The organism is Paracoccus sp. R86501 (genome assembly GCF_042466435.1).
Classification (GTDB): Bacteria; Pseudomonadota; Alphaproteobacteria; order Rhodobacterales; family Rhodobacteraceae; genus Paracoccus.
This window is the reverse complement of sequence record NZ_JAXHPZ010000001.1, coordinates 2,624,947-2,646,830: the sequence shown is the minus strand read 5'-3', so window position 1 is coordinate 2,646,830 and position 21,884 is coordinate 2,624,947. Positions and strand designations below refer to the sequence as shown.

At 66.9% G+C, this 21,884-nt stretch carries 26 protein-coding genes; 15 read left to right on the top strand and 11 right to left on the bottom strand.

The window, feature by feature from the left end; genetic code table 11:
* The first annotated feature begins 26 nt into the window (after positions 1-26).
* Positions 27-833, top strand: coding sequence for a 5-deoxy-glucuronate isomerase (gene iolB / locus SJY40_RS12970; RefSeq protein ID WP_378947139.1), 807 nt, complete (start codon positions 27-29; stop codon positions 831-833).
* On the opposite strand, the gene nagA is transcribed toward iolB, so the two are convergent.
* Complete coding sequence (gene nagA, locus SJY40_RS12965; RefSeq protein WP_378947137.1) at positions 830-1,936, bottom strand: N-acetylglucosamine-6-phosphate deacetylase; 1,107 nt, start codon at positions 1,934-1,936, stop codon at positions 830-832. The genes iolB and nagA overlap by 4 nt on opposite strands.
* Positions 1,933-2,772: a BadF/BadG/BcrA/BcrD ATPase family protein gene (locus SJY40_RS12960; protein WP_378947134.1), complete on the bottom strand. Its 840-nt coding sequence runs from the start codon at positions 2,770-2,772 to the stop codon at positions 1,933-1,935. The genes nagA and SJY40_RS12960 overlap by 4 nt, the downstream gene beginning before the upstream one ends.
* Positions 2,773-2,891: 119 nt before the next feature.
* On the opposite strand from SJY40_RS12960, the gene SJY40_RS12955 reads away from it, so the two are divergent.
* Complete coding sequence (locus tag SJY40_RS12955) at positions 2,892-3,488, top strand: ImuA family protein (protein ID WP_378947132.1); 597 nt, start codon at positions 2,892-2,894, stop codon at positions 3,486-3,488.
* On the opposite strand, the gene SJY40_RS12950 is transcribed toward SJY40_RS12955, so the two are convergent.
* Positions 3,443-3,730: a DUF2218 domain-containing protein gene (locus SJY40_RS12950; protein WP_378947129.1), complete on the bottom strand. Its 288-nt coding sequence runs from the start codon at positions 3,728-3,730 to the stop codon at positions 3,443-3,445. The genes SJY40_RS12955 and SJY40_RS12950 overlap by 46 nt on opposite strands.
* A gap of 208 nt (positions 3,731-3,938) precedes the next feature.
* Between SJY40_RS12950 and SJY40_RS12945 the strand changes: the two genes are divergently transcribed.
* The 4 genes from SJY40_RS12945 to SJY40_RS12930 are packed head-to-tail and all read left to right on the top strand — an operon-like array spanning position 3,939 to position 7,501.
* Positions 3,939-4,844, top strand: coding sequence for a siderophore ABC transporter substrate-binding protein (locus SJY40_RS12945; RefSeq protein ID WP_378947126.1), 906 nt, complete (start codon positions 3,939-3,941; stop codon positions 4,842-4,844).
* On the top strand, positions 4,844-5,797 hold the full coding sequence (locus SJY40_RS12940) for an ABC transporter permease (RefSeq protein ID WP_378947123.1): 954 nt from the start codon (positions 4,844-4,846) through the stop codon (positions 5,795-5,797). Before SJY40_RS12945 ends, SJY40_RS12940 begins: the two co-directional genes overlap by 1 nt.
* Positions 5,790-6,746, top strand: a complete 957-nt coding sequence (locus tag SJY40_RS12935; protein ID WP_378947120.1) for an iron chelate uptake ABC transporter family permease subunit — start codon at positions 5,790-5,792, stop codon at positions 6,744-6,746. Before SJY40_RS12940 ends, SJY40_RS12935 begins: the two co-directional genes overlap by 8 nt.
* Positions 6,743-7,501 (top strand): ABC transporter ATP-binding protein, encoded by a 759-nt coding sequence (locus tag SJY40_RS12930; protein ID WP_378947117.1) that lies wholly within the window; start codon positions 6,743-6,745, stop codon positions 7,499-7,501. Before SJY40_RS12935 ends, SJY40_RS12930 begins: the two co-directional genes overlap by 4 nt.
* 9 nt (positions 7,502-7,510) lie before the next feature.
* Here the strand turns inward: SJY40_RS12930 and SJY40_RS12925 are convergent, their stop codons facing one another.
* The 4 genes from SJY40_RS12925 to SJY40_RS12910 are packed head-to-tail and all read right to left on the bottom strand — an operon-like array spanning position 7,511 to position 9,887.
* Positions 7,511-8,425 carry a TonB family protein gene (locus SJY40_RS12925; protein ID WP_378947114.1) on the bottom strand — a complete coding sequence of 305 codons (915 nt, stop codon included), beginning with the start codon at positions 8,423-8,425 and terminating at the stop codon, positions 7,511-7,513.
* Positions 8,422-8,796, bottom strand: coding sequence for a biopolymer transporter ExbD (locus tag SJY40_RS12920; protein ID WP_378947111.1), 375 nt, complete (start codon positions 8,794-8,796; stop codon positions 8,422-8,424). The genes SJY40_RS12925 and SJY40_RS12920 overlap by 4 nt, the downstream gene beginning before the upstream one ends.
* A 15-nt stretch (positions 8,797-8,811) precedes the next feature.
* A complete protein-coding gene (locus SJY40_RS12915; RefSeq protein WP_378947108.1) occupies positions 8,812-9,207 on the bottom strand; it encodes an ExbD/TolR family protein in 396 nt (131 codons plus the stop codon).
* Positions 9,204-9,887, bottom strand: coding sequence for a MotA/TolQ/ExbB proton channel family protein (locus SJY40_RS12910; RefSeq protein ID WP_378947105.1), 684 nt, complete (start codon positions 9,885-9,887; stop codon positions 9,204-9,206). The genes SJY40_RS12915 and SJY40_RS12910 overlap by 4 nt, the downstream gene beginning before the upstream one ends.
* A 158-nt stretch (positions 9,888-10,045) precedes the next feature.
* Here SJY40_RS12910 and mobA point away from each other — a divergent pair, with 158 nt between their 5' ends.
* Positions 10,046-10,651, top strand: a complete 606-nt coding sequence (gene mobA, locus SJY40_RS12905) for a molybdenum cofactor guanylyltransferase MobA (protein ID WP_378947102.1) — start codon at positions 10,046-10,048, stop codon at positions 10,649-10,651.
* Positions 10,638-11,498 carry a hypothetical protein gene (locus tag SJY40_RS12900; protein WP_378947099.1) on the top strand — a complete coding sequence of 287 codons (861 nt, stop codon included), beginning with the start codon at positions 10,638-10,640 and terminating at the stop codon, positions 11,496-11,498. The genes mobA and SJY40_RS12900 overlap by 14 nt, the downstream gene beginning before the upstream one ends.
* A 7-nt stretch (positions 11,499-11,505) precedes the next feature.
* Here SJY40_RS12900 and SJY40_RS12895 read toward each other — a convergent pair whose 3' ends face one another.
* A complete protein-coding gene (locus SJY40_RS12895) occupies positions 11,506-12,531 on the bottom strand; it encodes a LacI family DNA-binding transcriptional regulator (RefSeq protein ID WP_378947096.1) in 1,026 nt (341 codons plus the stop codon).
* 222 nt (positions 12,532-12,753) lie between these two features.
* Here SJY40_RS12895 and SJY40_RS12890 point away from each other — a divergent pair, with 222 nt between their 5' ends.
* The 7 genes from SJY40_RS12890 to SJY40_RS12860 are packed head-to-tail and all read left to right on the top strand — an operon-like array spanning position 12,754 to position 19,315.
* The gene (locus SJY40_RS12890) at positions 12,754-14,076 is read left to right on the top strand and encodes an NAD(P)/FAD-dependent oxidoreductase (protein WP_378947093.1); all 1,323 of its coding nucleotides are present in this window, start codon (positions 12,754-12,756) and stop codon (positions 14,074-14,076) included.
* The gene (locus SJY40_RS12885; protein ID WP_378947090.1) at positions 14,073-14,882 is read left to right on the top strand and encodes a DUF1365 domain-containing protein; all 810 of its coding nucleotides are present in this window, start codon (positions 14,073-14,075) and stop codon (positions 14,880-14,882) included. Before SJY40_RS12890 ends, SJY40_RS12885 begins: the two co-directional genes overlap by 4 nt.
* A 9-nt stretch (positions 14,883-14,891) precedes the next feature.
* Positions 14,892-16,052 (top strand): class I SAM-dependent methyltransferase, encoded by a 1,161-nt coding sequence (locus SJY40_RS12880; RefSeq protein ID WP_378947087.1) that lies wholly within the window; start codon positions 14,892-14,894, stop codon positions 16,050-16,052.
* Positions 16,045-17,304, top strand: coding sequence for an MFS transporter (locus SJY40_RS12875; RefSeq protein ID WP_378947085.1), 1,260 nt, complete (start codon positions 16,045-16,047; stop codon positions 17,302-17,304). The genes SJY40_RS12880 and SJY40_RS12875 overlap by 8 nt, the downstream gene beginning before the upstream one ends.
* Complete coding sequence (locus tag SJY40_RS12870; protein WP_378947082.1) at positions 17,301-18,047, top strand: SDR family NAD(P)-dependent oxidoreductase; 747 nt, start codon at positions 17,301-17,303, stop codon at positions 18,045-18,047. Before SJY40_RS12875 ends, SJY40_RS12870 begins: the two co-directional genes overlap by 4 nt.
* Positions 18,048-18,050: 3 nt before the next feature.
* A complete protein-coding gene (locus tag SJY40_RS12865) occupies positions 18,051-18,770 on the top strand; it encodes a TspO/MBR family protein (RefSeq protein WP_378947079.1) in 720 nt (239 codons plus the stop codon).
* Entirely contained in the window at positions 18,770-19,315 is a 546-nt protein-coding gene (locus SJY40_RS12860; protein WP_378947076.1) for a glutathione peroxidase, read from the top strand. Before SJY40_RS12865 ends, SJY40_RS12860 begins: the two co-directional genes overlap by 1 nt.
* A 1-nt stretch (position 19,316) precedes the next feature.
* Here SJY40_RS12860 and SJY40_RS12855 read toward each other — a convergent pair whose 3' ends face one another.
* From SJY40_RS12855 to SJY40_RS12845, 3 genes are read right to left on the bottom strand one after another with little or no spacing between them, the layout of a single operon-like run.
* On the bottom strand, positions 19,317-19,982 hold the full coding sequence (locus tag SJY40_RS12855; RefSeq protein WP_378947073.1) for an SDR family NAD(P)-dependent oxidoreductase: 666 nt from the start codon (positions 19,980-19,982) through the stop codon (positions 19,317-19,319).
* Positions 19,982-20,380 (bottom strand): DUF2177 family protein, encoded by a 399-nt coding sequence (locus SJY40_RS12850; protein WP_378947070.1) that lies wholly within the window; start codon positions 20,378-20,380, stop codon positions 19,982-19,984. Before SJY40_RS12850 ends, SJY40_RS12855 begins: the two co-directional genes overlap by 1 nt.
* 11 nt (positions 20,381-20,391) lie before the next feature.
* A complete protein-coding gene (locus SJY40_RS12845; protein ID WP_378947067.1) occupies positions 20,392-21,768 on the bottom strand; it encodes a cryptochrome/photolyase family protein in 1,377 nt (458 codons plus the stop codon).
* Positions 21,769-21,884 lie beyond the last annotated feature (116 nt).

Here is a 21,884-nt window from a genome sequence, read left to right as displayed (position 1 = left end):
ACATGACTAAACGCAAGGAGCAACCCATGAGCCATCTTCTTCGAAAGCCCCTTGGGCAGCATGGCAAGGTGCATCAGATCACCGCGCAGGATGCCGGATGGCGGCACGTGGGGTTCTCGCTCTATCGGTTGCGGGCGGGCGAAAGCGCCGCCGAGGCGACCGGCAGCAACGAGGTGATCCTGGTCATGGTCGAGGGCAAGGCTGCCGTCACCGCCGCAGGGCAGGATTGGGGTGTGCTGGGCGAGCGGATGGACGTCTTCGAAAAGACCCCGCCGCATTGTCTCTATCTGCCGAACGGGCAGGATTGGGCTGCGACGGCTGAAACCGATTGCGTCATTGCTGTCTGCGCCGCCCCCGGTCATGGCGGGCATGAAGCACGCCGCATCGGCCCCGACGGCATCACGCTGACCGAACGCGGCAAGGGCGGAAACACCCGCCACATCAATAACATCGCCATGGAGGCCGAGGATTATTGCGACAGCCTGCTGGTCACCGAGGTCTTTACCCCCGCAGGCCATTGGTCATCCTATCCCAGCCACCGCCACGATGAGGATGATTTCCCGCGCATCACCTATCTGGAAGAAACCTATTACCACCGCCTGAACCCCGCCAAGGGCTGGGCCGTGCAGCGCGTCTATACCGACGACGGGACGTTGGACGAGGTGATGGCAGTCAAGGATGGTGACGTCGTGCTGGTGCCGCGCGGTCACCACCCCTGCGGCGCGCCCTATGGGTTCGAGCTGTATTACCTGAACGTCATGGCCGGTCCCCGCCGCAACTGGCGCTTTGTTCCCGCCCCCGAGGTCGAGGAGATCATCGCCCGCGACGCCTAGACCGCCAGCGGGCCGCGCAGGGTCAGGTCGTGATCCAGCACGATCAGGTCCGCCCTGCGTCCCGCCGCAATATGGCCGAAGCAGTCATCGGCCCCGATCAGCGCGGCGGGAATGCTGGTCGCCATGGCCAGCGCCCGCGCGGGGCTGGCCCCTGCCGCTATGACCGTCTGCATCGCCCGGTCCAGCCGCAAATCGGCCCCCGCCAGCGTGCCGTCGGGCAGGGTCAGGCGGCCTTCGCGGCGCAGGATCGTGCGGCCATGCAGGTCGAAGCGGTCCATGTCGCTGCCGGCAACCGCCATGCAGTCGCTGACCAGAAACAGCCCCGACGGTCGCGCACGCAGGGCCACCGAAAGCGCCGCCGGATCGACATGGACGCCGTCCGCGATCAGTCCGGCATGGGCATCGCCCGACAGGACCGCGCCGACAAGGCCGGGGGCGCGATGGGCCATCTGGCTCATGGCGTTGAACAGATGGGTGGCAAGGCGCGCGCCGGCGGCGAAACCCGCGCGGGCGGTTTCCAGGCTGCAATCGCTGTGGCCCAGGCTGACCAGCACGCCCGCACGGGTCAGTTGCGCGATCTGTTCTGGCGTCGCCGATTCGGGCGCCAGCGTTACCATCAGCACCGGCAGGTCGCGGGCGGCGGCACACAGCCGCGCCAGATCGTCGTCCTGCATGGGCCGGATCAGGGCGGGGTCATGGGCACCGGCGCGGAGGGGGTCCAGATGCGGTCCCTCAAGATGCAGGCCCAGCAGGCTGGGCGTGCCTGCACGCGCGGCTTGGATGGTGGCGTCGATGACGCTGGCGGTCACCTCCGCGCAGTCGGTGATCAGCGTCGGCAAAACGCCCGCGCAGCCAAGCCCGCGATGGGCGGCGCAGATATGGGCCAGCGCCTTGGCATCCGTGTCGGCCCCGACCATCAGCCCGCCGCCGCCATTCACCTGCAAGTTGACAAAGCCGGGGGCCAGAATGCCGGGGATATGTTCGGCGCCCGTGGGGGCGGCACGGGTGACGCTGGTGATCTGGCCGCCGTCGATGGCAACGGCCATGCCTTCGTGCAATTCGGTGCCGTCGAACAGCAGGTCGGGGATCAGGATGCGGGTCATACCGTGCCCCTTAGGTCCCGCGCCATGGCAAGCGCGCCATCGACCGCAGATCCCTTGGCCGGTTGAACGTCCCAATCCTGCGCCAGCCGCGCGGCATAGAACGGCCCCAGCCCGCCAAGGCAGACCACCGGCAGGCCTTGCCCCTGTTGCAGCACGCGGATGGCATCGGACATCTGGGCCACGGCCTGATCCAGAATATGCAGCGCCGCGGGGTCGTGTGATTCGACCAGCCGCGGGGCAAGGCCCGCGAAATCGGCGGGGGTGGCCTTGGTGCCGAAGGCGATGATGCCGTCGTGACCGCCGAATTCATCGCGGAGCGCCGCCAGAAGCGGGCTGTCGTGGGCAAAGCCATCGTCTGCGCGCATCGCTTGCGCCAGCAGGGTGCGGCCAAGGACGGCACCGCTGCCCTCATCACCCATCAGAAAGCCGCGGCCGCCGTATTGGCGCAATTCGCCCGCGCGCTGGACGGCCAGAACCGATCCGGTGCCGATGGCGACCAGAATGCCGTCTTCGTTCCCCAAGGCACCCCGCGCGGCAGTCACGGCGTCATTGACCACCAGCGTCTGCGCGAAAGGCAGGCTGTGCCGCAGCGCTGCGGCAGGACCGGTAAGGCCGCCCCCCGCGACGCCCAGCACCGCGACCAGATCGGCGGGCGTGGCACCGGCCTGCACCATCGCGCCCGTGGCAGCGGCCAGAATGCTGACCGAGGCCCCATGCGGGTCGGAATTGATGTTGGCAGGACCGCCCTGACCTTGGCCAAGCAGCTGTCCCATGTGATCGCAGATCGCCGCCCGGCAACCTGTCCCACCGCCATCCAGTCCCAGATAAAGCACCATCACGCCTCCTGCGGGCAAGGAACGCCATGGCGTTGCGAATGAAAAGCCCCTTTCATCCGCAACCGGGTTTTCAAACCGCCTATGTTCATGCAATGTTCTTGTCTTGATCAAGGTTCACCATGCTGCCACCCGACCAGACACCCTTCCAGCTTGTGCCCGCCCGCATCCATGAGGTCGAGGGCGCGGGCCGTCATGCCTTTGCCATCTTTCAGGCCGCCCGCCATGCGGGGCCGGTGTTCTGGGTGCGGCCTGCGCGGGATCAGGGCGGCTTTCTGCCCGCCGCGCTGCCCGAGGGGTTGGCCGCGCGCCTCTATCAGGTCCGCGCCCGGTCCGAGGTCGATCTGCTGTGGGCGGTCGAGGAAACCCTGCGCGCACCCCTGACCGGCTTCGTCCTGGCCGAGCCCGAACGTCCGCTGTCCCTGACCGCCGGACGGCGGCTGCAGCTGGCGGCAGAGGCCGGGCGCACCACGGGGCTGATGATGATCGGGGCAGGGGCGGGGTCGAATGCCACCGAAAGCCGCTGGCATTGCAGGCCGGTGGCGGGCACGGGCGGCGACATGGCCAGCCACCGATGGGCGCTGACCAAGAACAAGCGCGGCCAGACGGGGGCATGGCAGGTGGTGTGGGACCCGCAGGACGATCACCTGCGGACCCTTGATCCCGAAGTCGATCAGGCGGGGGCGGACCAGGCCAGCGGCGCCGGATCGTCGCGCTGAGCGAACCGCAGCAGGTGGCTTTCGACGACACCGCGCAGGCGTTCCAGCGCCTCGGCGTCACTGCCCTGCAGCGACAGGTGCAGCCCTTCGGTGGTGGTGGCGATGCGGGCGTCGCCCATTTCAAAGCCCAGAATCACGTGGTCGTCGGCCATGGTCACGGGGATCTTGTGGCCGAAGTGCTTGCCCATCGTGGTCATCAGGCCCGTTGCGCGTTCGGTGGCGAAATCTGCGGTCATCTGCATGGCAGGATCCTTTGACATCCGGCCCCGGAACAGGGGCGATCGACCGTCAGCTAGGGCGGCAAAGTAAATTTGTCAACAAATCGGCGCGATAACCTGACAAAAACCAATGGGCATTCTTTACCTTGGTCCACTGGCAGGCTAGGGCCTTGCCCTGCGCGTCATGACAACCCTTAGGCATAAGCGGCGCGCGTCAATGAAAGGATCTGCCATGCGTCGCATCGCGCTGTCCGGCCTGATGGCCGTCACCCTGTCCTCTGCCGCCCTTGCCCAGGATGTCAGCATCCAGACCGCACAGGGTCCGGTCGAACTGCCTGCCAAGCCGCAGACGGTCGCCGTCTATGACATGGCCGCCCTGGACACGTTGCAGGCGATGGGCGTGACGCCCGCGGGCACCATCGACGAGATCATGGTTCCGGCGCTGCGCGAGGGGGCCAAGGATGCGGCCCATGTCGGCACGTTGTTCGAGCCCGATCTGGAAGCGCTGGCAGGGTTGGCCCCCGATCTGGTCATCGTCGGCGGGCGGTCCTCGACCCAGTTGCAGACAGTGTCGCAGGTGGCGACCGCGATCGACATGACCATCGACACCGATCTGCTGCCCGAAGCCCGCGACCGCATCGACGCCTATGGCACGCTGTTCGGCAAGGAAGACCGCGCCGCCCAGATGCACGCCACGCTGGACGACAAGCTGGCCACCTTGAAAAAGGCCGCCGAGGGACATGACAACGCGATGATCGTGATGACCAACGGTCCCAAGATGTCGGCCTATGGCAAGGATTCGCGCTTTGGCTGGATCTTCGATGCCGCCGGTCTGGCCGAGGCCGCGCCCCATCTGGACAATGCCACCCACGGGCAGGCCATCACCCATGAATTCATCGCCGAGGCCAATCCCGACTGGCTGCTGGTCGTCGACCGCGGTGCTGCCATCGGCGAAGACGGGCAGGGTGCCAAGGCGACGCTGACCTCGGATCTGGTGGCGGGCACGACGGCCTGGTCCAAGGGTCAGGTCGTCTATCTTGATCCGGCGGCGAATTACATTGCGGCGGGCGGATATGGATCGCTGATCGCGACGCTGGACCAGCTGACCAAGGCGCTGACCGACAGCCCCGCAAGCTGATGCGACGGATGCCCGCTCTGCTGATGGCGCTGATCGCGCTGATGCTGGCCAGCCTGACCGTCGGAGCAGCCCATGTCGATCTGCGCGACATCTTCAGCGACAGCCGTGCGATGCTGGTGCTGCTGGAATCACGTCTGCCGCGCACGGTGGCGGTGGCCCTGACTGGGGCCGCGCTGTCGGTGGCCGGCGTGCTGATCCAGGCGCTGGTGCGCAACCGCTTTGTCGGCCCCGACACCGTCGGCACCGCCGAGGGCGCGGCCCTTGGCCTGCTGGGTGTCACCATCCTGTTTCCGACCAGCCCGCTCTGGGTGCGCATGATCGCGGCCAGCCTTGCGGCGATGGTGACCACATGGCTGTTTTTGGGCGTGATCCGCCGCCTTCCTGCGCGTGAGGTGATGTTGATCCCCATTGCCGGGCTGGTGCTGTCGGGCGTGCTGGGGTCGATCGTGACCTTCATCGGCTGGCAGACCGATCTGATGCAATATGTCGGCACCTGGCTGATGAGCGGTGAATTTTCCGGCGTCATCGCGGGGCGCTACGAATTGCTGTGGGTCGCGGCAGGGGCGGCGGGGCTGGCTTGGTTCGCCGCCGACCGCTTTGCGATTCTGGGCCTAGGCGAACAGGTGGCGACGGGGCTGGGGCTGTCTACGGCCTCGGTCATGCGGCTTGGGCTGGCGGTGGTGTCCGTGGTGACGGCGATGGTCGTGACCACGGTGGGCATGATCCCCTTCGTCGGGCTGGTGGTGCCGAACCTGGTATCGCGCGTCATGGGCGACAACCTGCGGGCCTCGCTGCCGGTGGTGGCGCTGTCGGGGGCGGTGCTGGTTCTGGCCTGCGACCTTGCGGGGCGGCTGGTCATCTATCCCTACGAGGTGCCCGCGGGCATGATCCTGGGCATTCTGGGCGCGGCCCTGTTCCTGTGGCTGCTGCATCGCAGGCCCGCCCATGGATAGGCGCGCAACGCTGATGCTGGCTGGTCTGGCCCTGCTGCTGGCGGGGCTGTCGGCGCTGTGGATGTTTCAGGGGCTTGGGGCGGGCAACCGCGGTTTCATCCTGTCGCTGCGCGCAACCAAGCTGGCGGCGCTGGTCACGGTGGCCGTGGCCATCGGCGTGGCCACGGTGCTGTTCCAGACGGTGGCGGCGAACCGGGTGCTGACGCCGTCGATCATGGGGTTCGACGCGCTCTACGTGCTGATGCAGACGCTGATGATCGTTCTGCTGGGCAACGCCGGTTTCGCGGGTCTGCCGGGCAATCTAAAGTTCGGCATCGATGTCGGCGTGATGACCGCGCTGGCCGTGGTGCTGTTCGGCACGCTGCTGGCCAAGGGCGCGCGCGACATTCCGCGGATGATCCTGACCGGGGTGATTCTGGGCGTGCTGTTCCGGTCGGTTTCCGGCTTTCTGGGCCGCGTGCTGGACCCCAATGAATTCGCCGTGGTGCAGGCGGTCAGCTTTGCCAGCTTCAACCGCGTCGATGCGGCGCTGCTGCCCGTCGCGGGGCTGCTGACAGCGGCGGCGGTCGCGGCCGCCATCCGACTGTCGCCGCAGCTGGACGTGCTGGCACTGGGACGCGAATCCGCCGTTTCGCTTGGGCTGCGGTATCGCGCGCTGGTGATGGGCACGCTGGCGCTGGTGGCAATGCTGGTGTCGGTTTCGACCGCGCTGGTGGGGCCGGTGGCCTTCTTCGGGCTGATCGTCGCGGGGCTGGCGCATGGGGCGATGCAAAGCGCGCGTCACGCGGGGCTGATCCCGGCGGCGGGGCTGATCGCGGCCATCCTGCTGGTCGGCGGCCAATGGCTGTTCGAGCGTATCCTGGGCCAGGCCGCCACCCTTTCCGTCGTGGTCGAATTCGCGGGCGGGCTGTTCTTCCTGTATCTTTTGCTGAAAGGCCGTATCCGATGATCCAGATCAGCAATCTTGGCCACAAGATCGGCGGGACGCAGATCCTGCACGACATCTCGACCCGTTTTCCCAAGGGCAAGCTGACGGCGCTGATCGGGCCGAACGGCGCGGGGAAATCGACGCTGCTGCGCCTTGTCGGCCGGTTGGAGCCCCTGCAACAGGGTGCCATCACCGTGGCCGGTCACGACGTGGCCCAGACCCCTACCGCCGATCTGGCCCGCGTCATGGCAATCCTTGGCCAGCAGACCGCCATCGCCAGCCGGTTGCGCCTGTGCGAGCTGGTGGCCTTTGGCCGCTGGCCGCATCATCAGGGCCGTCCCGGCGCGGGGGACCGTGCCAAGGTGGCGCAGGCCATCGACGCCTTTGCGCTGAGCAAGCTGGAGAACCGCTTTCTGGACGAGGTTTCGGGCGGTCAGGCACAGCGCGCCCATATCGCCATGGCCTTCGCGCAGGATACCGAATGGCTGCTGCTGGACGAACCTCTGAACAACCTTGATATGGCCCATGCCCGTGCGCTGATGGCGCGGCTGCGCGATCTGGTTGACCGGCAGGGCCGCAGCGTCGGGTTGGTCGTGCATGAGATCAACTATGCCGCAGCCTGGGCCGATCATGTCATCGCCATGAAGGAAGGCCGCATCGTGGCCGAGGGTGCCCCGGACGATGTGCTGACCGAAGCCGTGCTGTCAGACCTTTACGATGCGCCGATCAGCGTCGGGCGGCACAAGGACCGCCCGCTGGTTCTGCATCACGCCTGAGGCGCGACCTCAGCGCAGGACGAAAGGCTGGCGGAAGGGGACCGAGGCCTTGGTCAGCCCCGCCGGTGCCGCCGGACAGCTGCCGGTGCGCTGCAACGCGCGCTGGATCTGCTGATCGACCCGCGCATTCCCCGTCGAACCGGCCAGCGCGGCACGCTGCACCTGTCCGCTGCGGGCGACGGTGACGTCGATGTACACCTGCTGGCCGCGACCGCCGCTGATCCGCGACAATTGCCGCGACAGACAACGATTGATCTGCGCACCCCATTGCGCCGTCAGATTGGCGCGGGTCTGGGCGCTGATGCCGCCGCCTCCGCCACCCTGGCTTGACCCTTGCGACTGCCCGCCATTGCCCTGACGGCGCGCGGGTTGGGCTTGGGCGGCCTTTGCAGGGGCGGGTTCGCTGCGTTGGGGCGCGGGTGCCGCCTTGGGCTTGGCCTTGGCCTGAACCTGCGGCTTGGGACGGGCCGGCTTGCGATCGGGACGGTCCGAGGATGCCAGTGCCGTCTCGGGCTGGATCTGGGGCGGGGACATCGGCTTCAGTTCCGGCAGGTCCAGCGTCGCCGGATCGATCCGCGTTTCGGGCGGCGGCAGGTTCGGGCGTGCGGCCTCGGGCATGGGTGGGGCCATGTCGGGCAGGGCGGCCAGATCGGGGGCGTCGTCGGCCGCAGTGTCCGGCAGGTCGGGTGTCTCGGGTTCCGGCTGCGCCTGTTCGGGCTGTTCGGCGGTTTCGGGCTCGGTCTCCCACGCCTCGACCAAGGCCTGCGCTTCGGGGCCGCCGGCGGACAGGGTTGCGGGGGGCGCATCCATCGCCTCGCCCCGTTCCAACTGATCCTGCGGCAGCATCAGCGCCGCCGCCGAGACATGCAGCGCGGCGGCGATGGTGAAGAAGCCCGCCGTTTCGAAGGTGCGACGCGAGATCATGGCTGGCCCTTGTTGACCACAAGCTGCGCCCCGGCGTCCGTCGCCTGTCGCAGCTGTTTGAGATGGGCCGCCAGCCTGGCCGCCGGGGCCGAGGCATCGGCGCGGATCTGCACCGGGCCATCGTCAGTGCGTGCCGCGATCAGCGGCCAGACGTCCTCGCCCCGCGCCTCGTTCCAGGCAAGTTCGCCCGTGGCCGAGACGTAAAGCACGTCCTGCGCCTGCGTGCGGATGTCCGAACTGCTGTCGGGTGGCGCCACCGGAAAGGGCGTCGAGGGCGAGATCTGCGCCGTCAGCAGGAAGAAGATCAGCAGCAGGAAGACGACGTTGATCATGGGGATGATCAATTCGCCGCGCGGCCGGCGCTTGGGCATGTCGATATGCATGAGCTATTCCACCAGGATCATATTGGTGACGCCGCCTGCGCGCAGCAGGTCCATCACGGCCACCAGCCGCTGCAGGTCGGCCCCGTCGCGCGGGCGAAGGATTACGGCATCGCCGGGTTTGGGCAGCAGTTCGGCAACGGCGGCGGCAAGGTCGGGCGGGGCGGTAGTCGTGCCGTTCAGCAGCACCGTATCGGGGGTCACATCGACCAGACGGGGGGCGCCCTGCCATTCGGTGGCCCCGCCCTCGGCACCGCCCGCGATGGGCAGCGCGACATCCATGCCAAAGCGCGATGCCAGCATGAAGAAGATCAGCAGCAGGAAGACGACATCGATCATCGGCGTCAGCGACATCCGACGCGGGTGCCGCCTTGGCCCCAGATCGAAACCGTCCTCGGTCATTCCGCGGCCTGCAGCAGCTTGGCGCGGGCAGGGGCGGCATCGCGCTTGACGAAGACGCGGGTGGCCAGGTCTTCAAGGTCGGATTGCAGGCGGTCGCTGATGCTTTCGAACCACGACAGCGCCACGCCCGCCGGAATGGCCACGGCCATGCCCGCCGCCGTGGTCAGCAGCGCGACCCAGATGCCGCCCGCCAGATCCGACGGGTCGGCCTGATTGCCCGACGTCTGCAGCACCTGAAACGCCGAGATCATGCCCAGCACCGTGCCCAAAAGGCCCAGCAACGGTGCGATTGTGGCGATCAGCTCCAGCGCGCGCAGGCCTTCACGCGAACGGTACAGTGTCTGGCGGGCGACGCGGGCGGTTTCCTCACGCGCGGCCTGATCGTCGAAGGCCGGGTCCAGCGAGGTGCCGATGGCCGCCTGCGCCACACGCGCCCGCGCCGAGGGACGGCCCCGCACCTGATCCAGCGCGGCGCGGCGGTCGCCCTGCGCCCAAAGCTCCAGCGCGCGGCGTGAATGGCTGCCGCCCCAGACCCCCAGCCGCCACAGCGACAGCACCTTCCACAGCACCACCGCCAGCAGGATCACCGAGAGCGCCGCGATCAGCCACATCGTCCAGCCGCCGTCCCGGATCATCGCGAAAAGGGGAATGGCGGCCAGTGTCGTCCCGAGATCGGTCATGGGTCGGTTCCTGATGCTTGGGCGGTGCACGACCGCAGGGATGGAAGGGGGCCAGAGGGCTGCGTTTCGAAAGCCGATACCGTAATCCTAGTAAAGATGTCAAGAATAGGCGCGGGCCGCCCCTTGTCTTGGCGGCCCGCCCACGTCAAGGATTGCCCATGAACATGCCAATCGTCATTCTTGCAGGCGGTCGGGCCACCCGGATGGGCGGTCAGGACAAGCCATTGCTGCTGCTGCGCGGCCAGACGCTGCTGTCGATCATTCTGGACCGCCTGCAGGGACAGGGTAGTCCGGTGGCGCTGAACGCGAATGGCGATCCGGCCCGCTTTGCGCAATACGGCCTGCCGGTCCTGCCCGACAGCCTGCCCGAATACCCCGGCCCGCTGGCGGGGATTCTGGTGGCGATGGAATGGGCGGCCTCGCAGGGGGCGGCGCAGGTGGTGACGGTGGCGGGGGACACCCCGCTGTTTCCACGCGATCTGGTGGCGGGACTGACGCGAGCCGCGGTGCCTGCGGGGCTAGCGCTGGCGGCGACGCGGGATGGCGGGGTGCTGCGCGACCATCCGACCTTCGGGATGTGGCCGGTGGATCTGCGTGATGATCTGCGCGCGACGCTGGCGCAGGGACAGGGCCGCGTGCGCAGCTTTACCGCGCGACACGGGGCGGTGCAGGCGGTCTGGGATGCCATGCCGCATGATCCATTCGCCAATATCAATACGCCCGATGACCTGACCCGAACCGAGGCGCAGCTTGCCGCGCTTTGACCGCATCCTGATCGTCAACTGGTCGGCGGCGGGGACGCCCTGCCGGGGTGCGAACTCTATCTGGATCGGCAGCGATGGTGACGAAGCGCTGAATCCCGAAACCCGCAAACGTGCCTGGAAGCTGCTGGGCTGCCAGCTGTCGCGCGCCCGCAATGCGGGGCAGCGGGTGCTGATCGGCGTCGATTTCGCCTTTGGGCATCCCTCAGGCGTGGCCGCGATGGTCACGGGGCAAGCTGCCGCCATGGCGCTGTGGGACCATCTGGCGGCGCTGCATCAGGATGACGACCGCAACGCCAGCAACTATCGCGATCTGGCGGCGCAGATGAACCGGCAGATCGGCAGGCCGGTCTTTTGGGGCAACGGGCGCAAGCAGCAGATTGCGGATCTGCCGCGCCTGAAGCCGCCTGCCCACCCCGATCTGCCCGAACATCGCGCGACCGAAGCCACCATCACCGGCGCCCGCCCCAAATCACCCTTCCAGCTGGCCGGCGCAGGCAGCGTCGGGGCGCAAAGCCTGACGGGGATTCCCTGGCTGGCCCGGCTGCGCGACCGGCAGGATGCCCGCGTCTGGCCTTTTCAGGACTGGCAGGATGCGCCGGTGGTGCTGGCCGAGGTCTATCCCTCGATCATCGGGGGGCAGCTGCGGGGGGCGTCGGGGTTCGACTGTCCGGATCAAGCGCAGGTGACGGTGCTGGCTCAGGCACTGCGGCGGTTGGATGACGCGGATGCGCTGCTGCCGATCTTCGCCCCCGATCCCCGCATCACCGACCTGATGGCCGAGGGTCAGATTCTTGGCACGGGCCATGAAGCCGCATTGCGCGATGCGGCGGCGCAGGTTCTGACCTGAACCTCCCTCAGGACGCGGGCGGGGCGGTCGAGCGGCCAACGACCAGTTCGGCCTCCAGCAGTTCCTCGGTCGGGGGGGCGGTCTTGTCGGCGACGCGTTCGATCAGCCGCGCGGCACAACGCTGACCCGCCAATCGCACAGGCGACCGCATCGCGGTGAAAAACGGCACCGTGTCGCGATTGGCGTAATAGGACAGGTCGTCGTCGAAGGTCACCACCGACAGGTCGCGGCCCAAAACGATGCCGCGTTCCTCGACCGCCTGACGGATGCCGGTGGCGATGGTCGTGGCCGCGCAAAGGATGGCCGTCGGCGGTTCGGGCATATCCAGCAGCCGCAACGCCTGCGCATAGCCATAGGCCGCCGTCATCTCGGCCGAAAACATCAGTTCGGGATCGGGTGTCAGCCCCGCGTCGCGCAGCGCCTTTTGATACCCCTGCCGACGGCGGTGGGCGAAATCCAGACGTTCGTCCCCGTTCAACAGGGCGATGCGCCGATGCCCCAGCTGCAGCAGGAAACCCGCCGCGCGTTCGAAGGCGCGCTGGTTGTTCACATCCACCCAGGAATACGGCCCCGAATGCCCGCTGACGCGCCCATGCACCACATAGGGCAGGCCGATGCTGTCCAGCAGCGCCAGCCGCGTGTCGTCATGGCGGGGGAACTGGACGATGACACCGCTGATCAGCCCCTTGGACTTCAACCCGCGATAGGCCTGCGCCTGATCGTCGTCGGGCACCATCGACAGGTTGATGTCAAAGCGGCGGGCGGCACATTCCTCGCCCACGCCGGCCAGGAAATCGGCATAGATCGGGTTCACGATCTCGTTCCGGCCAGTCACCGGGATCACGCAGCCGATGATGCTGGCGTGGCCCGTGGCCAGGAAACGCGCATGGGCATTGGGGCTGTAGCCGTGCAGGCGCGCGGCCTCGGTCAGGCGGGCACGGGTACGTTCGTTGACCTCGGGGTGGCCGTTCAGGGCCCGGCTGACGGTGGTCTGCGACATGCCGACCAGCTTGGCGAATTCCTTAAGCGTCATGTTCGTCCGCATCTTGCCGCAACTTGCCGCGGCGGGTTGTCGCGGCGGGTCCGGTGGTGGTTCCCATCAATGCAGGTTTCACCCCAACATGGCAACAGTTTCGCGCTTTCAATGGGTTCGCGCAATCGCGGTTGACTTTCCGCCCCCCACCGACCGAAGTCGCAAGGTGCAACCTTTTCCCGGCCCTGTCCGTGTCTTGGCACCAAGAGCAGGAGACAGACCGTGACCGACCCTTCCCAGTTCCGCCCCGCCCCCCGCATGTCCAGTCCGGGTCCCCGCGCCCGCATCGCCGTCATCGGGGGTGGCATCTCGGGGCTGGGGGCCGCCTGGCTGCTGGACCCGCATCACGACGTGACCCTGTTCGAGGCCGAGACCCGCCCCGGCGGCCATGCCCGCACCGTCGAGGCGCTGGGCACCCCCGTCGATACCGGCTTCATCGTCTGCAACCGCCGGACCTATCCGCTGTTCATCCCGATGCTTGAACATCTGGGCGTGGCCTTGGAAAAGTCCGACATGACGTTTTCGGCCAGCTTCGGGGGCGGGCGCTATGAATACGGGACGGCCACGACGGCGGCGCTGTTTGCCCAGAAGATCCGCGCGCTGGACCCGCGTCACCTGATCATGCTGCGCGACATTCTGCGGTTTTTCCGCAGCGCCAACGAGTTTCAGTCCAGCGGGCTGACGCTTGGCGACATGCTGGATCAGCTGCGCCTTGGCCGTGATTTCCGCGAGATGTTCCTGCAGCCGATTTCCGGCGCGATCTGGTCAACGCCCGCGGGCGGCATGCTGGATTTTCCGGCCGCCAGCTTCGTGCGCTTCTTCGATAACCATGGCCTGCTGTCGGTCAGCGGCCAGCCCGACTGGCTGACGGTGACGGGCGGGTCGCGCGCCTATGTGCGGGCGATCATCGAGGGCATGCGCGGCAAGGTCCGCCTGGGGGCGCCGGTCTTCAAGGTCATCCGTCACGCGCAGGGGGTCACTATCGTCACCCCCAACGGCCCGCAGGAATTCGACCGCGTCGTCATGGCCGCCCATGCGCCCCAGAACCTTGCGATGCTGGATCATCCCGACGCGCAGGAGCGGGCCATTCTTGGCGCCTTCCGCACCCAGCCCAACCGCATGGTGCTGCATTCGGACGAACGCCTGATGCCGCGTCGCCGCGCAGCATGGGCGTCGTGGAATTACATCACGCAGGAAAAGCGTCCTGTGGCCGACCGGCCGATCAGCTTGTCCTATTGGATGAACCGCCTGCAGAATCTGGATACGCCGAAACCGCTGATCGTGACGCTGAATCCGGAATTCGAACCGCGCGAGATCCATGATCAGGCGATGCTGGCCCATCCGCAGTTCGACGATGCCGCCATGGCCGCGCAGCTGAGGTTGCCCTCGATCCAGGGGCGCGGCGGGGTCTATCACGCCGGCGCCTGGACGCGCTATGGTTTCCACGAGGATGGCCTGCTGTCCGCCCTGCGCGTGGCACAGGCGATGGGGATCGAATGGCCCCTTGGGCTGGACCCATGGGCCGAGGAGGCACAGGCTGCATGATCGATCTGTGGGAAGGCGCGCTGATCGACACCCGCATCTGGCATGGCCGGCGGGGCGATGTGGCGCGTGATTTCCGCTATCGGGCGATCTATCTGGCGGTGCCAGTGACCGGCTTCGACGCGGGCGACCTGCCCGTCGCGGTGGATCGCGCATCCCCATGGCAGCTGCGTCGCCGTGATTTCGGCGCGCGGGACGGGTCGTCGTTGCAGGGCTTCATCATGGGGCTGCTGGAACCTGCGGGTCTGTCGGACGCCCGCCACGTCACGCTGGTCACTACGCCGCGCACTTCGGGTTACGGCTTCAATCCGGTCAGCTTCTGGCTGTGCCGCGATAATGCAGGCGATCTGCGCGCAGTGCTGGCCGAGGTGTCGAACACCTTTGGCGAACGTCATCTCTATCTGTGCCACCGCCCCGATCTGGGACCCATCACCAACAGCGACCGGATGACGGGGGACAAGCTGTTCCATGTCTCTCCCTTCCTACCGCGGTCGGGGCATTACGTGTTCCGCTTTGACGCGGGGCCGGACCGTTTCGGTGCTTGGGTCAACTGGATCGGCGCGGATGGGGCGGTGCGGCTGGGGACGTCGATGGTTGGACCGGCGCGGGCGATAACGCCGCGCGCCGTCCGCGCCGCCGCCCTGCGCCACCCGTTTCAGGCACAGCGGATCATGGCACTGATCCACTGGCAGGCCGCGCAACTTTTCAGGCGCGGCGTCCGTTATTTGAACAAGCCCGTGCAGAAGGCCGTCAAGGTCTCGGACGCGGCCACGTTGGATCGTGGCAAGGGATCACACGACAGGGGATGACCAATCACGATGCTGCTGCAAGGACGACTGTCACGCCAGTTTCTGGAAACCGCCGAGCGTATCGAACGCGGCACGCTGACCATCACCACGCCTGACGGGGCGATCCATGCCTTTGGCGGTGTGCATCCCGGCCCCGATGCGCAGCTGATCATCCACGACTGGCGCATGGTGCCCGCATTGGCGGCCAAGGGCGATATCGGCATGACCGAAGCCTATCGCGACGGCTGGTGCGACACCCCCGATCTTGAGGCTTTGCTGACCGTTGCCCTGCTGAACGAGGACGTGCTGGACCGCTATATCTATGGCAACCGGTTGCAGGCGATGGCGACCAAGGCGCTCTATTTCTTCAACCGCAACACCAAGGCCGGGTCGCGTCGCAACATTCAGGCGCATTACGATCTGGGCAACCAGTTCTATGGCCTTTGGCTGGATGACAGCATGACCTACAGCTCGGGCATCTATGCGCCGGGCGACGATCTGACGGCGGCCCAGCACCGCAAATACGACCGCATCATCGACAATCTGTCGGGCAATTCGGGTCGTTTGCTGGAGGTCGGCTGCGGATGGGGCGGCTTCGCCGAACGCGCCATGGCACGCGGTGATTTCGCGCCCAAGGGTCTGACCCTGTCGGTCGAACAGGCGGAATACGCCCGCAACCGTCTGGGCCAAGGTGCCGATATCGCGCTGCAGGATTACCGCGACGAGGCCGGGAAATACGACCACGTCGTCTCGATCGAGATGTTCGAGGCTGTGGGTGAAAAGTTCTGGCCGGTCTATTTCGGCAAGCTGGGCCATGTGCTGGCCGACAAGGGCCGCGCGATGATCCAGACGATCACCGTCGCCGACCGATACTTTGAACGTTATCGCAGCGGCCCGGACATGATCCGCAGCTTTATCTTCCCCGGCGGCATGCTGCCCTCGCCCACGCGTTTCCAAGCTGAGGCCGCCCGCGCCGGCCTGCGGGTCGAGGACAGCTTCGGCTTTGGCCGCGACTATGCCCGCACCTTGCGCGAATGGCTGGTGCGCTTCGACGCTGCCCTGCCGCAGATCCGCAGCCTAGGCTTCGACGATGCCTTCATCCGCGTCTGGCGCTTCTATCTGGCCGCCTGCGCGGCGTCGTTCGAAGTTGGCCGCACCGACGTGATCCAGTACCGCCTTGCCCATGCGTGATCCCCTTCGGCCAGCGGACCCTCCGCGGGCCGAGGTTCTGGCCTATGGTGCGCTGGCAGCACCCTTGGCCTTTGGTGGCTTACCGCTGTACATCCACGCGCCCGATTATTATGCCGCCGATCTGGGCGTGGGGCTGGCTGCCCTTGGCATCGTGCTGGCCGCGCTGCGGGCCGTCGATGCCGTGCAGGACCCGTTGGTCGGTTGGGCGGGCGACCGCTGGCCCCATGCGCGGCCCGCGATGATGGTGGCGGGCGCGGTGGCGCTGGTCGCCGGAGTCGCGGGGCTGTTCACCCCCATGGGCCTGCCCCTGCTGGTCTGGTTCGCGCTGATGATGGTGCTGGCTAGCTTGGGACACAGTCTGATTTCCGTGAACCTGATGACCTATGGCGGCGTCTGGCGCGACGCCCCCGCCGCCAAGGCCCGCATCAGCGGTTTTCGCGAAGGCTTCGGTCTGGCGGGGCTAATCTTAGCAGTCTCGCTGCCTGCGGGGCTGGCGGTCGCGGTGGGCCGTCAGGCGTCGCTGCTGGCGCTGGCGGCGGTTCTGGCGGTCGGCATGGCGATCTGCCTGCCCCTGTTCTTGCGCTGGCAATCAACAGCGCGGTTCGATCTGACGGCCGCCCCGGACGCGGCACAGCCAAGCCTGCGGACGTTCGCCCCTTTCTATGCCGTTGCGGGGCTGGTCCTGCTGTCGGCGGCCTTTCCTGCCGCGTTAATCCTGATGCTGGTCCGCGACCTGCTGGGGGCCGAGGATCTGGCCGGGGTCTTCCTGCTGGCCTATTTCGTGGCCGCTTTGCCGGGGGCCGCGCTTGCCAGCCATCTGGCAGGGCGCTTCGGGGCCGTGCGCGTCTGGACGGGTGCGCTGATCCTGTCGGTCGCGGGCTTTGCCAGCGCATTGGCGCTTGGGCCGGGAACGGTGGGGCTGTTCTTTGTCATCTGCCTGCTGACGGGTCTGACCTTTGGGGCCGATCTGGTCCTGCCGCCAGCGATCCTCTCGGCGCGGATCGGCGCCACGGGCAGTGCGGGGGCCGCCACGCGCGCCCACGCAGGGCTGGCATTCCTGACCAAGGCGGCGCTGGCACTGGCGGGGGCGATTGCGCTGCCGCTGCTGGCACAGGCGGGGTTCCGGCCCGCTGCGCCCAATCCGGAACAGGCGCTGGACGCGCTGCGTTGGACCTATGCGGGCCTGCCGCTGGTGCTGCGTGCGCTGGCCATCGGCCTGCTGATCCAATTTCACCGGAAGGGCCGGATATGAGCAGCGACAAGACCCCCGAACGCATCTGGATCATCGGCGCCAGCGACGGCATCGGGCAGGCGCTGGCCAAGGCGTGGTCGGCCAAGGGCGCGCATGTGATCCTGTCCGCCCGCAGCCGCGAGCCGCTGGAAAAGCTGGCCGCGCAACTGGGCAACGCTAGTGTACAGGTGCTGGATGTGGCCGACCGGGCCAGCATTCAGACCGCCGCCGATGCCATCACCGCCGAAGGCCCCGTGGACCGCATCGTTCATCTGGCCGCCATGTACGACCCGGGCCGCATCGCCGATCTGGACCCCGACAAGGCGGCCCAAATCGTCACCGTGAACCTGACCGGCAGCTTTCACATCGCCCAGATCGGGCCCAAGGTCCTGCGCAAGGGCGGGCAACTGGCGCTGACCGGATCGGTTGCAGGTTATGTCGGCCTGCCGCAGGGGCAGATCTATTCAGCCTCCAAGGCGGGGGTCATCAATCTGGCCGAATCGCTGCGGGCGGAACGCACCGATCTGGATATCCGTTTGATCTGTCCGGGTTTTGTGGAAACGCGCCTGACGGAAAAGAACGACTTCAAGATGCCCGCCATTATCAAGCCCGAGGAAGCCGCCAAGGCCATCATGAAGGGCCTGAACGGCGGCAGCTTCGAGATCCACTTCCCCCACCGCCTGACCCGCTCGCTGAAGGTGATCCGCGCCTTGCCCTATGCACTGTCGATGCGCCTGACCCGTCGCCTCAGCCGCGAGGAGTGATCCATGACGAACCGCACCTATGCCATCCTTGTCCTGATCGCAGCGGTGGCTTTCGCCGTCTCGCCCGCGATCTTCCCGGGCTTTGCCGGTTACAGCGCCGATCTGTTCCCGATCCCGCAGCAGGACCCGCCCGTGCAGCCCGCAGGCTGGGCGTTCTCGATCTGGGGGGTAATTTATCTGTGGCTGATCGTGGGGGCGGCTTTCGGCCTGTGGAAGCGCGCCGGGGATGACGATTGGGCGACCATGCGGCCCGCCCTTCTGGGCAGCCTTGCCGTCGGCTTCCTGTGGATCCCGGTGGCGCAGGTGCTGCCGGGGCTGGCGACGCTGATGATCCTTGTGATGATGGCGCTGGCGGTCGCGGCCATGCTGTGGGCCGGTCGCCGCGACCCGTGGTTCGAGGGACATCCCGTCGCGCTCTATACAGGCTGGCTGACGGCGGCATCGGGCGTGTCCATCGGCATCTGGCTGGCAGGGCATGGGATCATGTCGCAGCAATGGGCGGCGGTTTTGTGCCTGATCGGCGTCTGCGCGCTGGCACTGGCGATCATGGCGATGCGGCCCGACGAATGGGCCTATCCCTTGGCCGTGATCTGGGCTTTTATCGGGGTGATCGCCGCCAATATCGCGGCGGGCAACACGATCATCACCGTCCTGGCGCTGATCGGTGCGGCCGCCCTGGCTTTCCGCGCCGTGACGGGCCTGAAGCGAAAAGGTCATGCCTGATGAAACGCCGCCTGTTCCTGTCGTTGGCCACGGCCATCTCGGCCCTCGGGCTGTCGCCCGCAGCATCGCGCGCGGCCGAGGCGCCGGATTTCAGCTTTCCTTCGATCGACGGCGGAGAATATGACACCCGCGACTGGCGCGGCAGGCCGGTGCTGGTGGTGAACACGGCCTCGCTCTGCGGCTTTGCGGGGCAGCTGACCGACATGCAGGCCCTGCATGAGGAATACGCCGACAAGGGGCTGGTCGTGCTGGCCGTGCCCTCGGATGATTTCAACCAAGAATTGGACAGCAGCAAGGAGGTCAGCGAATACTGCCAGATGGAATATGGCATCACCCTGCCGATGACCGACATCCTGCCGGTGGCCAAGGGCGATGTTCACCCCTTCTATGCTTGGGTTCGCGATCAGACGGGCTTTGTCCCGAAGTGGAACTTTAACAAGGTGCTGATCGGCCCGGATGGCGCGATTCTTGGCAGCTGGGGGTCGTTTACCAAGCCCGGCGGCCCGCAGATCAGCAGCGCCTTTACCCCCTATCTGAAGGGCTAGGTCACCAAGGCACCCGTTCACCCTTCCAGTCATAGAAGCCGCCGCTGTCGTTGGATTTTAATCCGTCAATCACCGACAGCAGGGCCTGCGCGCTGCGTTCGGGCGTGATGGTCGGATAGCGCGCGGCGTATTTCGCGGTCAGCGGGGTTTCGACGGTGCCGGGGTGCAGGGCCACCAGAATCGCGTGGCGATTGCGGCGTTTGTATTCGATGGCGGCGGTATGGATGATCTGGTTCTGGGCGGCCTTGGCGGCGCGATAGGATACCCAACCCCCCAGACCGTTGTCCCCGATCGACCCCACCCGTGCCGAGAGCGAGGCAAGGACCGACCGTCGGTCATCCGCTAGCAGCGGTGCGAAATGCTGGATCACCAAGGCGACCCCCGTGGCGTTCAACGCGAATTGCGCCGCCATCGCCTGCGCATCCAGCGCGTCCATCGACTTTTCGGGCTGATGACCGCCAACGACCAGCGCGCCCGTGGCATTGAAGATCAGGTCGAAGCGATGGTCCGACAGGCGGGCGGCATGGTCGCACAGGCTCTGCGGATCTGTCAGGTCCAGTCCGTCGTCGCGCCGCGACAGGCCAAGGACATCAGCCCCATCCGCACGCAACTGCTGGCACAGGGCCGCGCCGATCCCGCCCGAAGCCCCGATGATCAGCGCCCGCATCATGCGAAGGCACGGGTGATCATCACGCCCGCCCAGGCCGAGGCCCCCGTCAGCGCGCCGCCCCACAGCGTGTCGGTGATCACCTGTTCCCACGACCAGTCGCGCAGTGTGGCCAGATTGGTGAACTCATAGGTGCCATAGCACATCAACCCGATCAGCGCGCCTGCGATCAGGGCTTGCGCGGGCTGACCGGCCTTCAGTGCCGGGACCGACACGAAATACAGAACCCCGACGATATAAAGCGAATAGAAGAAGGTCGCCGGACCCACGCGGAAAGGATCGGCCAGCAGGTCGCCCACATGGCGTTCGAAGACCGGGCGGATCAGCTTGCTGATGCCAACCGCGTCCACCGCCAGAAAGATGACCAGTGTCGAGACATAGAGGATGACCATTTGCATCGTTTGTTCCTTCAGGATTTCACGGTTTCATAAGCATCAAGCGCACGCGCCCGCCCTTCGGCCAAGGAAATGGCAGGGGTGGGTTTGTGGGTCAGGTCGATCTGCCACGAGCGGGGGGTGGCTGCGGCAAATTGCTTGGCGCCCTCGGCGTTGGGGTGCAGCCAGTGGTCGCGGTATCTTGCCTTGCCGTCGAACTTGTCGCCTTGGGTTTCAGGGTTGAACACCCGGAAGAAGGGCGAGGCATCGGGCCCGCAACCCGCCACCCACTGCCAGTTCATCGCGTTCGAGGCCGCGTCCCAATCGATCAGGCAACGCGCGAACCAGTCCAGTCCCACGCGCCAATCGGTCAACAGATGCTTGGTCAGATAGCTGCCGGTGATCATGCGGACGCGGTTGTGCATCTGGCCGGTGACGTAAAGTTCGCGCATGCCGGCATCGACCATCTGCACGCCGGTATGACCGCGCCGCCAGTCCTGCGCGTCGTTGTTGTCACGCTTCCACGGGAAATCCTGCCATTCGGGGCGCCATGGAGTGCTGGCCATATCGGGGGCCTCGTGGAACAATTCGCGGGCAAAGTCGCGCCAGCACAATTCCGACAGGAAATGGTCGATGCCCTTCTGGCCGTCCTGAAACGCCGGTTGGCAATGCCGCCAGATGCGACGGGCGCTGATCTCGCCCACCGCCAGCGCATCCGACAGGTTCGAGGTCGCGCGCGGTCGCCACGGCTGGTCGCGGTGTTCCTTGTAATCGGGCAAGGTGCCGTCCAGAAATTCGTCCAGCCGGGTCATCGCCTCGTCTTCGCCGGGGCGGATGTGATCTGCCATGACGTCCCAGCCCCGGTCCATGGCGGCGCGGGCTTCGGGCCAGTCGGTGCCGTCGCTGTCGGGCCAACTGTCGGGGGAAGATATCGTCGGGGTCGGCAGGGGCGGGGCGATGTCCGTCTGGCGTACCGCCTTCCAGAAGGGGGTGAACACCTTGTAGACGCCCCCCGTCTTGGTCAGCACCGAAGCGCGGGGGACCAGATCGGCCAGTTCGTGCAGATGCAGGGATGCACCGCTGCGTTCGACCGCCGCCTGTAACCCGTGATCGCTGGCAAAGGGGAAGCCGACGGTGGTATGAACCGCGCTGGCACCCGTTTCGCGGGCGATCTGTTCAAGAACCTGCGCGGGATCGCCCCGACGCACGATCAGGCGGCTGTGGCGCTGGCGCAGCGAAGCCTCCAGCCGGGGCAGGGACATGGCCTGACGTTGGGCGCTGGCAGGATGGTCGCGGGCCTCGGCGGGATCAAGGATCACCAGCGGGATCACGTCGCCATCCTTGGCGGCGGCAACAAGCGCGGGGTGGTCGTCCAGCCGCAGAACCCGCCTGAACCAGCAGATCACCGTCATTGCATTCTCCTTGTTGCCTACCCTGACATCACGCATCACGGCGGGGAAAGTTTCATCCGGGGCGCGACTTGCATTCCCGATGCGCGGCATTGTCACACCCGCGCGGGGTGGTATAG

Excerpts from the sequence above, each read along its gene's own strand:
- iolB (WP_378947139.1), top strand. The coding sequence starts at position 27 with ATGAGCCATCTTCTTCGAAAGCCCCTTGGGCAGCATGGCAAGGTGCAT.
- nagA (WP_378947137.1), bottom strand. The coding sequence starts at position 1,936 with ATGACCCGCATCCTGATCCCCGACCTGCTGTTCGACGGCACCGAATTG.
- SJY40_RS12960 (WP_378947134.1), bottom strand. The coding sequence starts at position 2,772 with ATGGTGCTTTATCTGGGACTGGATGGCGGTGGGACAGGTTGCCGGGCG.
- SJY40_RS12955 (WP_378947132.1), top strand. The coding sequence starts at position 2,892 with ATGCTGCCACCCGACCAGACACCCTTCCAGCTTGTGCCCGCCCGCATC.
- SJY40_RS12950 (WP_378947129.1), bottom strand. The coding sequence starts at position 3,730 with ATGCAGATGACCGCAGATTTCGCCACCGAACGCGCAACGGGCCTGATG.
- SJY40_RS12945 (WP_378947126.1), top strand. The coding sequence starts at position 3,939 with ATGCGTCGCATCGCGCTGTCCGGCCTGATGGCCGTCACCCTGTCCTCT.
- SJY40_RS12940 (WP_378947123.1), top strand. The coding sequence starts at position 4,844 with ATGCGACGGATGCCCGCTCTGCTGATGGCGCTGATCGCGCTGATGCTG.
- SJY40_RS12935 (WP_378947120.1), top strand. The coding sequence starts at position 5,790 with ATGGATAGGCGCGCAACGCTGATGCTGGCTGGTCTGGCCCTGCTGCTG.
- SJY40_RS12930 (WP_378947117.1), top strand. The coding sequence starts at position 6,743 with ATGATCCAGATCAGCAATCTTGGCCACAAGATCGGCGGGACGCAGATC.
- SJY40_RS12925 (WP_378947114.1), bottom strand. The coding sequence starts at position 8,425 with ATGATCTCGCGTCGCACCTTCGAAACGGCGGGCTTCTTCACCATCGCC.
- SJY40_RS12920 (WP_378947111.1), bottom strand. The coding sequence starts at position 8,796 with ATGCCCAAGCGCCGGCCGCGCGGCGAATTGATCATCCCCATGATCAAC.
- SJY40_RS12915 (WP_378947108.1), bottom strand. The coding sequence starts at position 9,207 with ATGACCGAGGACGGTTTCGATCTGGGGCCAAGGCGGCACCCGCGTCGG.
- SJY40_RS12910 (WP_378947105.1), bottom strand. The coding sequence starts at position 9,887 with ATGACCGATCTCGGGACGACACTGGCCGCCATTCCCCTTTTCGCGATG.
- mobA (WP_378947102.1), top strand. The coding sequence starts at position 10,046 with ATGAACATGCCAATCGTCATTCTTGCAGGCGGTCGGGCCACCCGGATG.
- SJY40_RS12895 (WP_378947096.1), bottom strand. The coding sequence starts at position 12,531 with ATGACGCTTAAGGAATTCGCCAAGCTGGTCGGCATGTCGCAGACCACC.
- SJY40_RS12885 (WP_378947090.1), top strand. The coding sequence starts at position 14,073 with ATGATCGATCTGTGGGAAGGCGCGCTGATCGACACCCGCATCTGGCAT.
- SJY40_RS12880 (WP_378947087.1), top strand. The coding sequence starts at position 14,892 with ATGCTGCTGCAAGGACGACTGTCACGCCAGTTTCTGGAAACCGCCGAG.
- SJY40_RS12875 (WP_378947085.1), top strand. The coding sequence starts at position 16,045 with ATGCGTGATCCCCTTCGGCCAGCGGACCCTCCGCGGGCCGAGGTTCTG.
- SJY40_RS12870 (WP_378947082.1), top strand. The coding sequence starts at position 17,301 with ATGAGCAGCGACAAGACCCCCGAACGCATCTGGATCATCGGCGCCAGC.
- SJY40_RS12865 (WP_378947079.1), top strand. The coding sequence starts at position 18,051 with ATGACGAACCGCACCTATGCCATCCTTGTCCTGATCGCAGCGGTGGCT.
- SJY40_RS12860 (WP_378947076.1), top strand. The coding sequence starts at position 18,770 with ATGAAACGCCGCCTGTTCCTGTCGTTGGCCACGGCCATCTCGGCCCTC.
- SJY40_RS12855 (WP_378947073.1), bottom strand. The coding sequence starts at position 19,982 with ATGCGGGCGCTGATCATCGGGGCTTCGGGCGGGATCGGCGCGGCCCTG.
- SJY40_RS12850 (WP_378947070.1), bottom strand. The coding sequence starts at position 20,380 with ATGCAAATGGTCATCCTCTATGTCTCGACACTGGTCATCTTTCTGGCG.
- SJY40_RS12845 (WP_378947067.1), bottom strand. The coding sequence starts at position 21,768 with ATGACGGTGATCTGCTGGTTCAGGCGGGTTCTGCGGCTGGACGACCAC.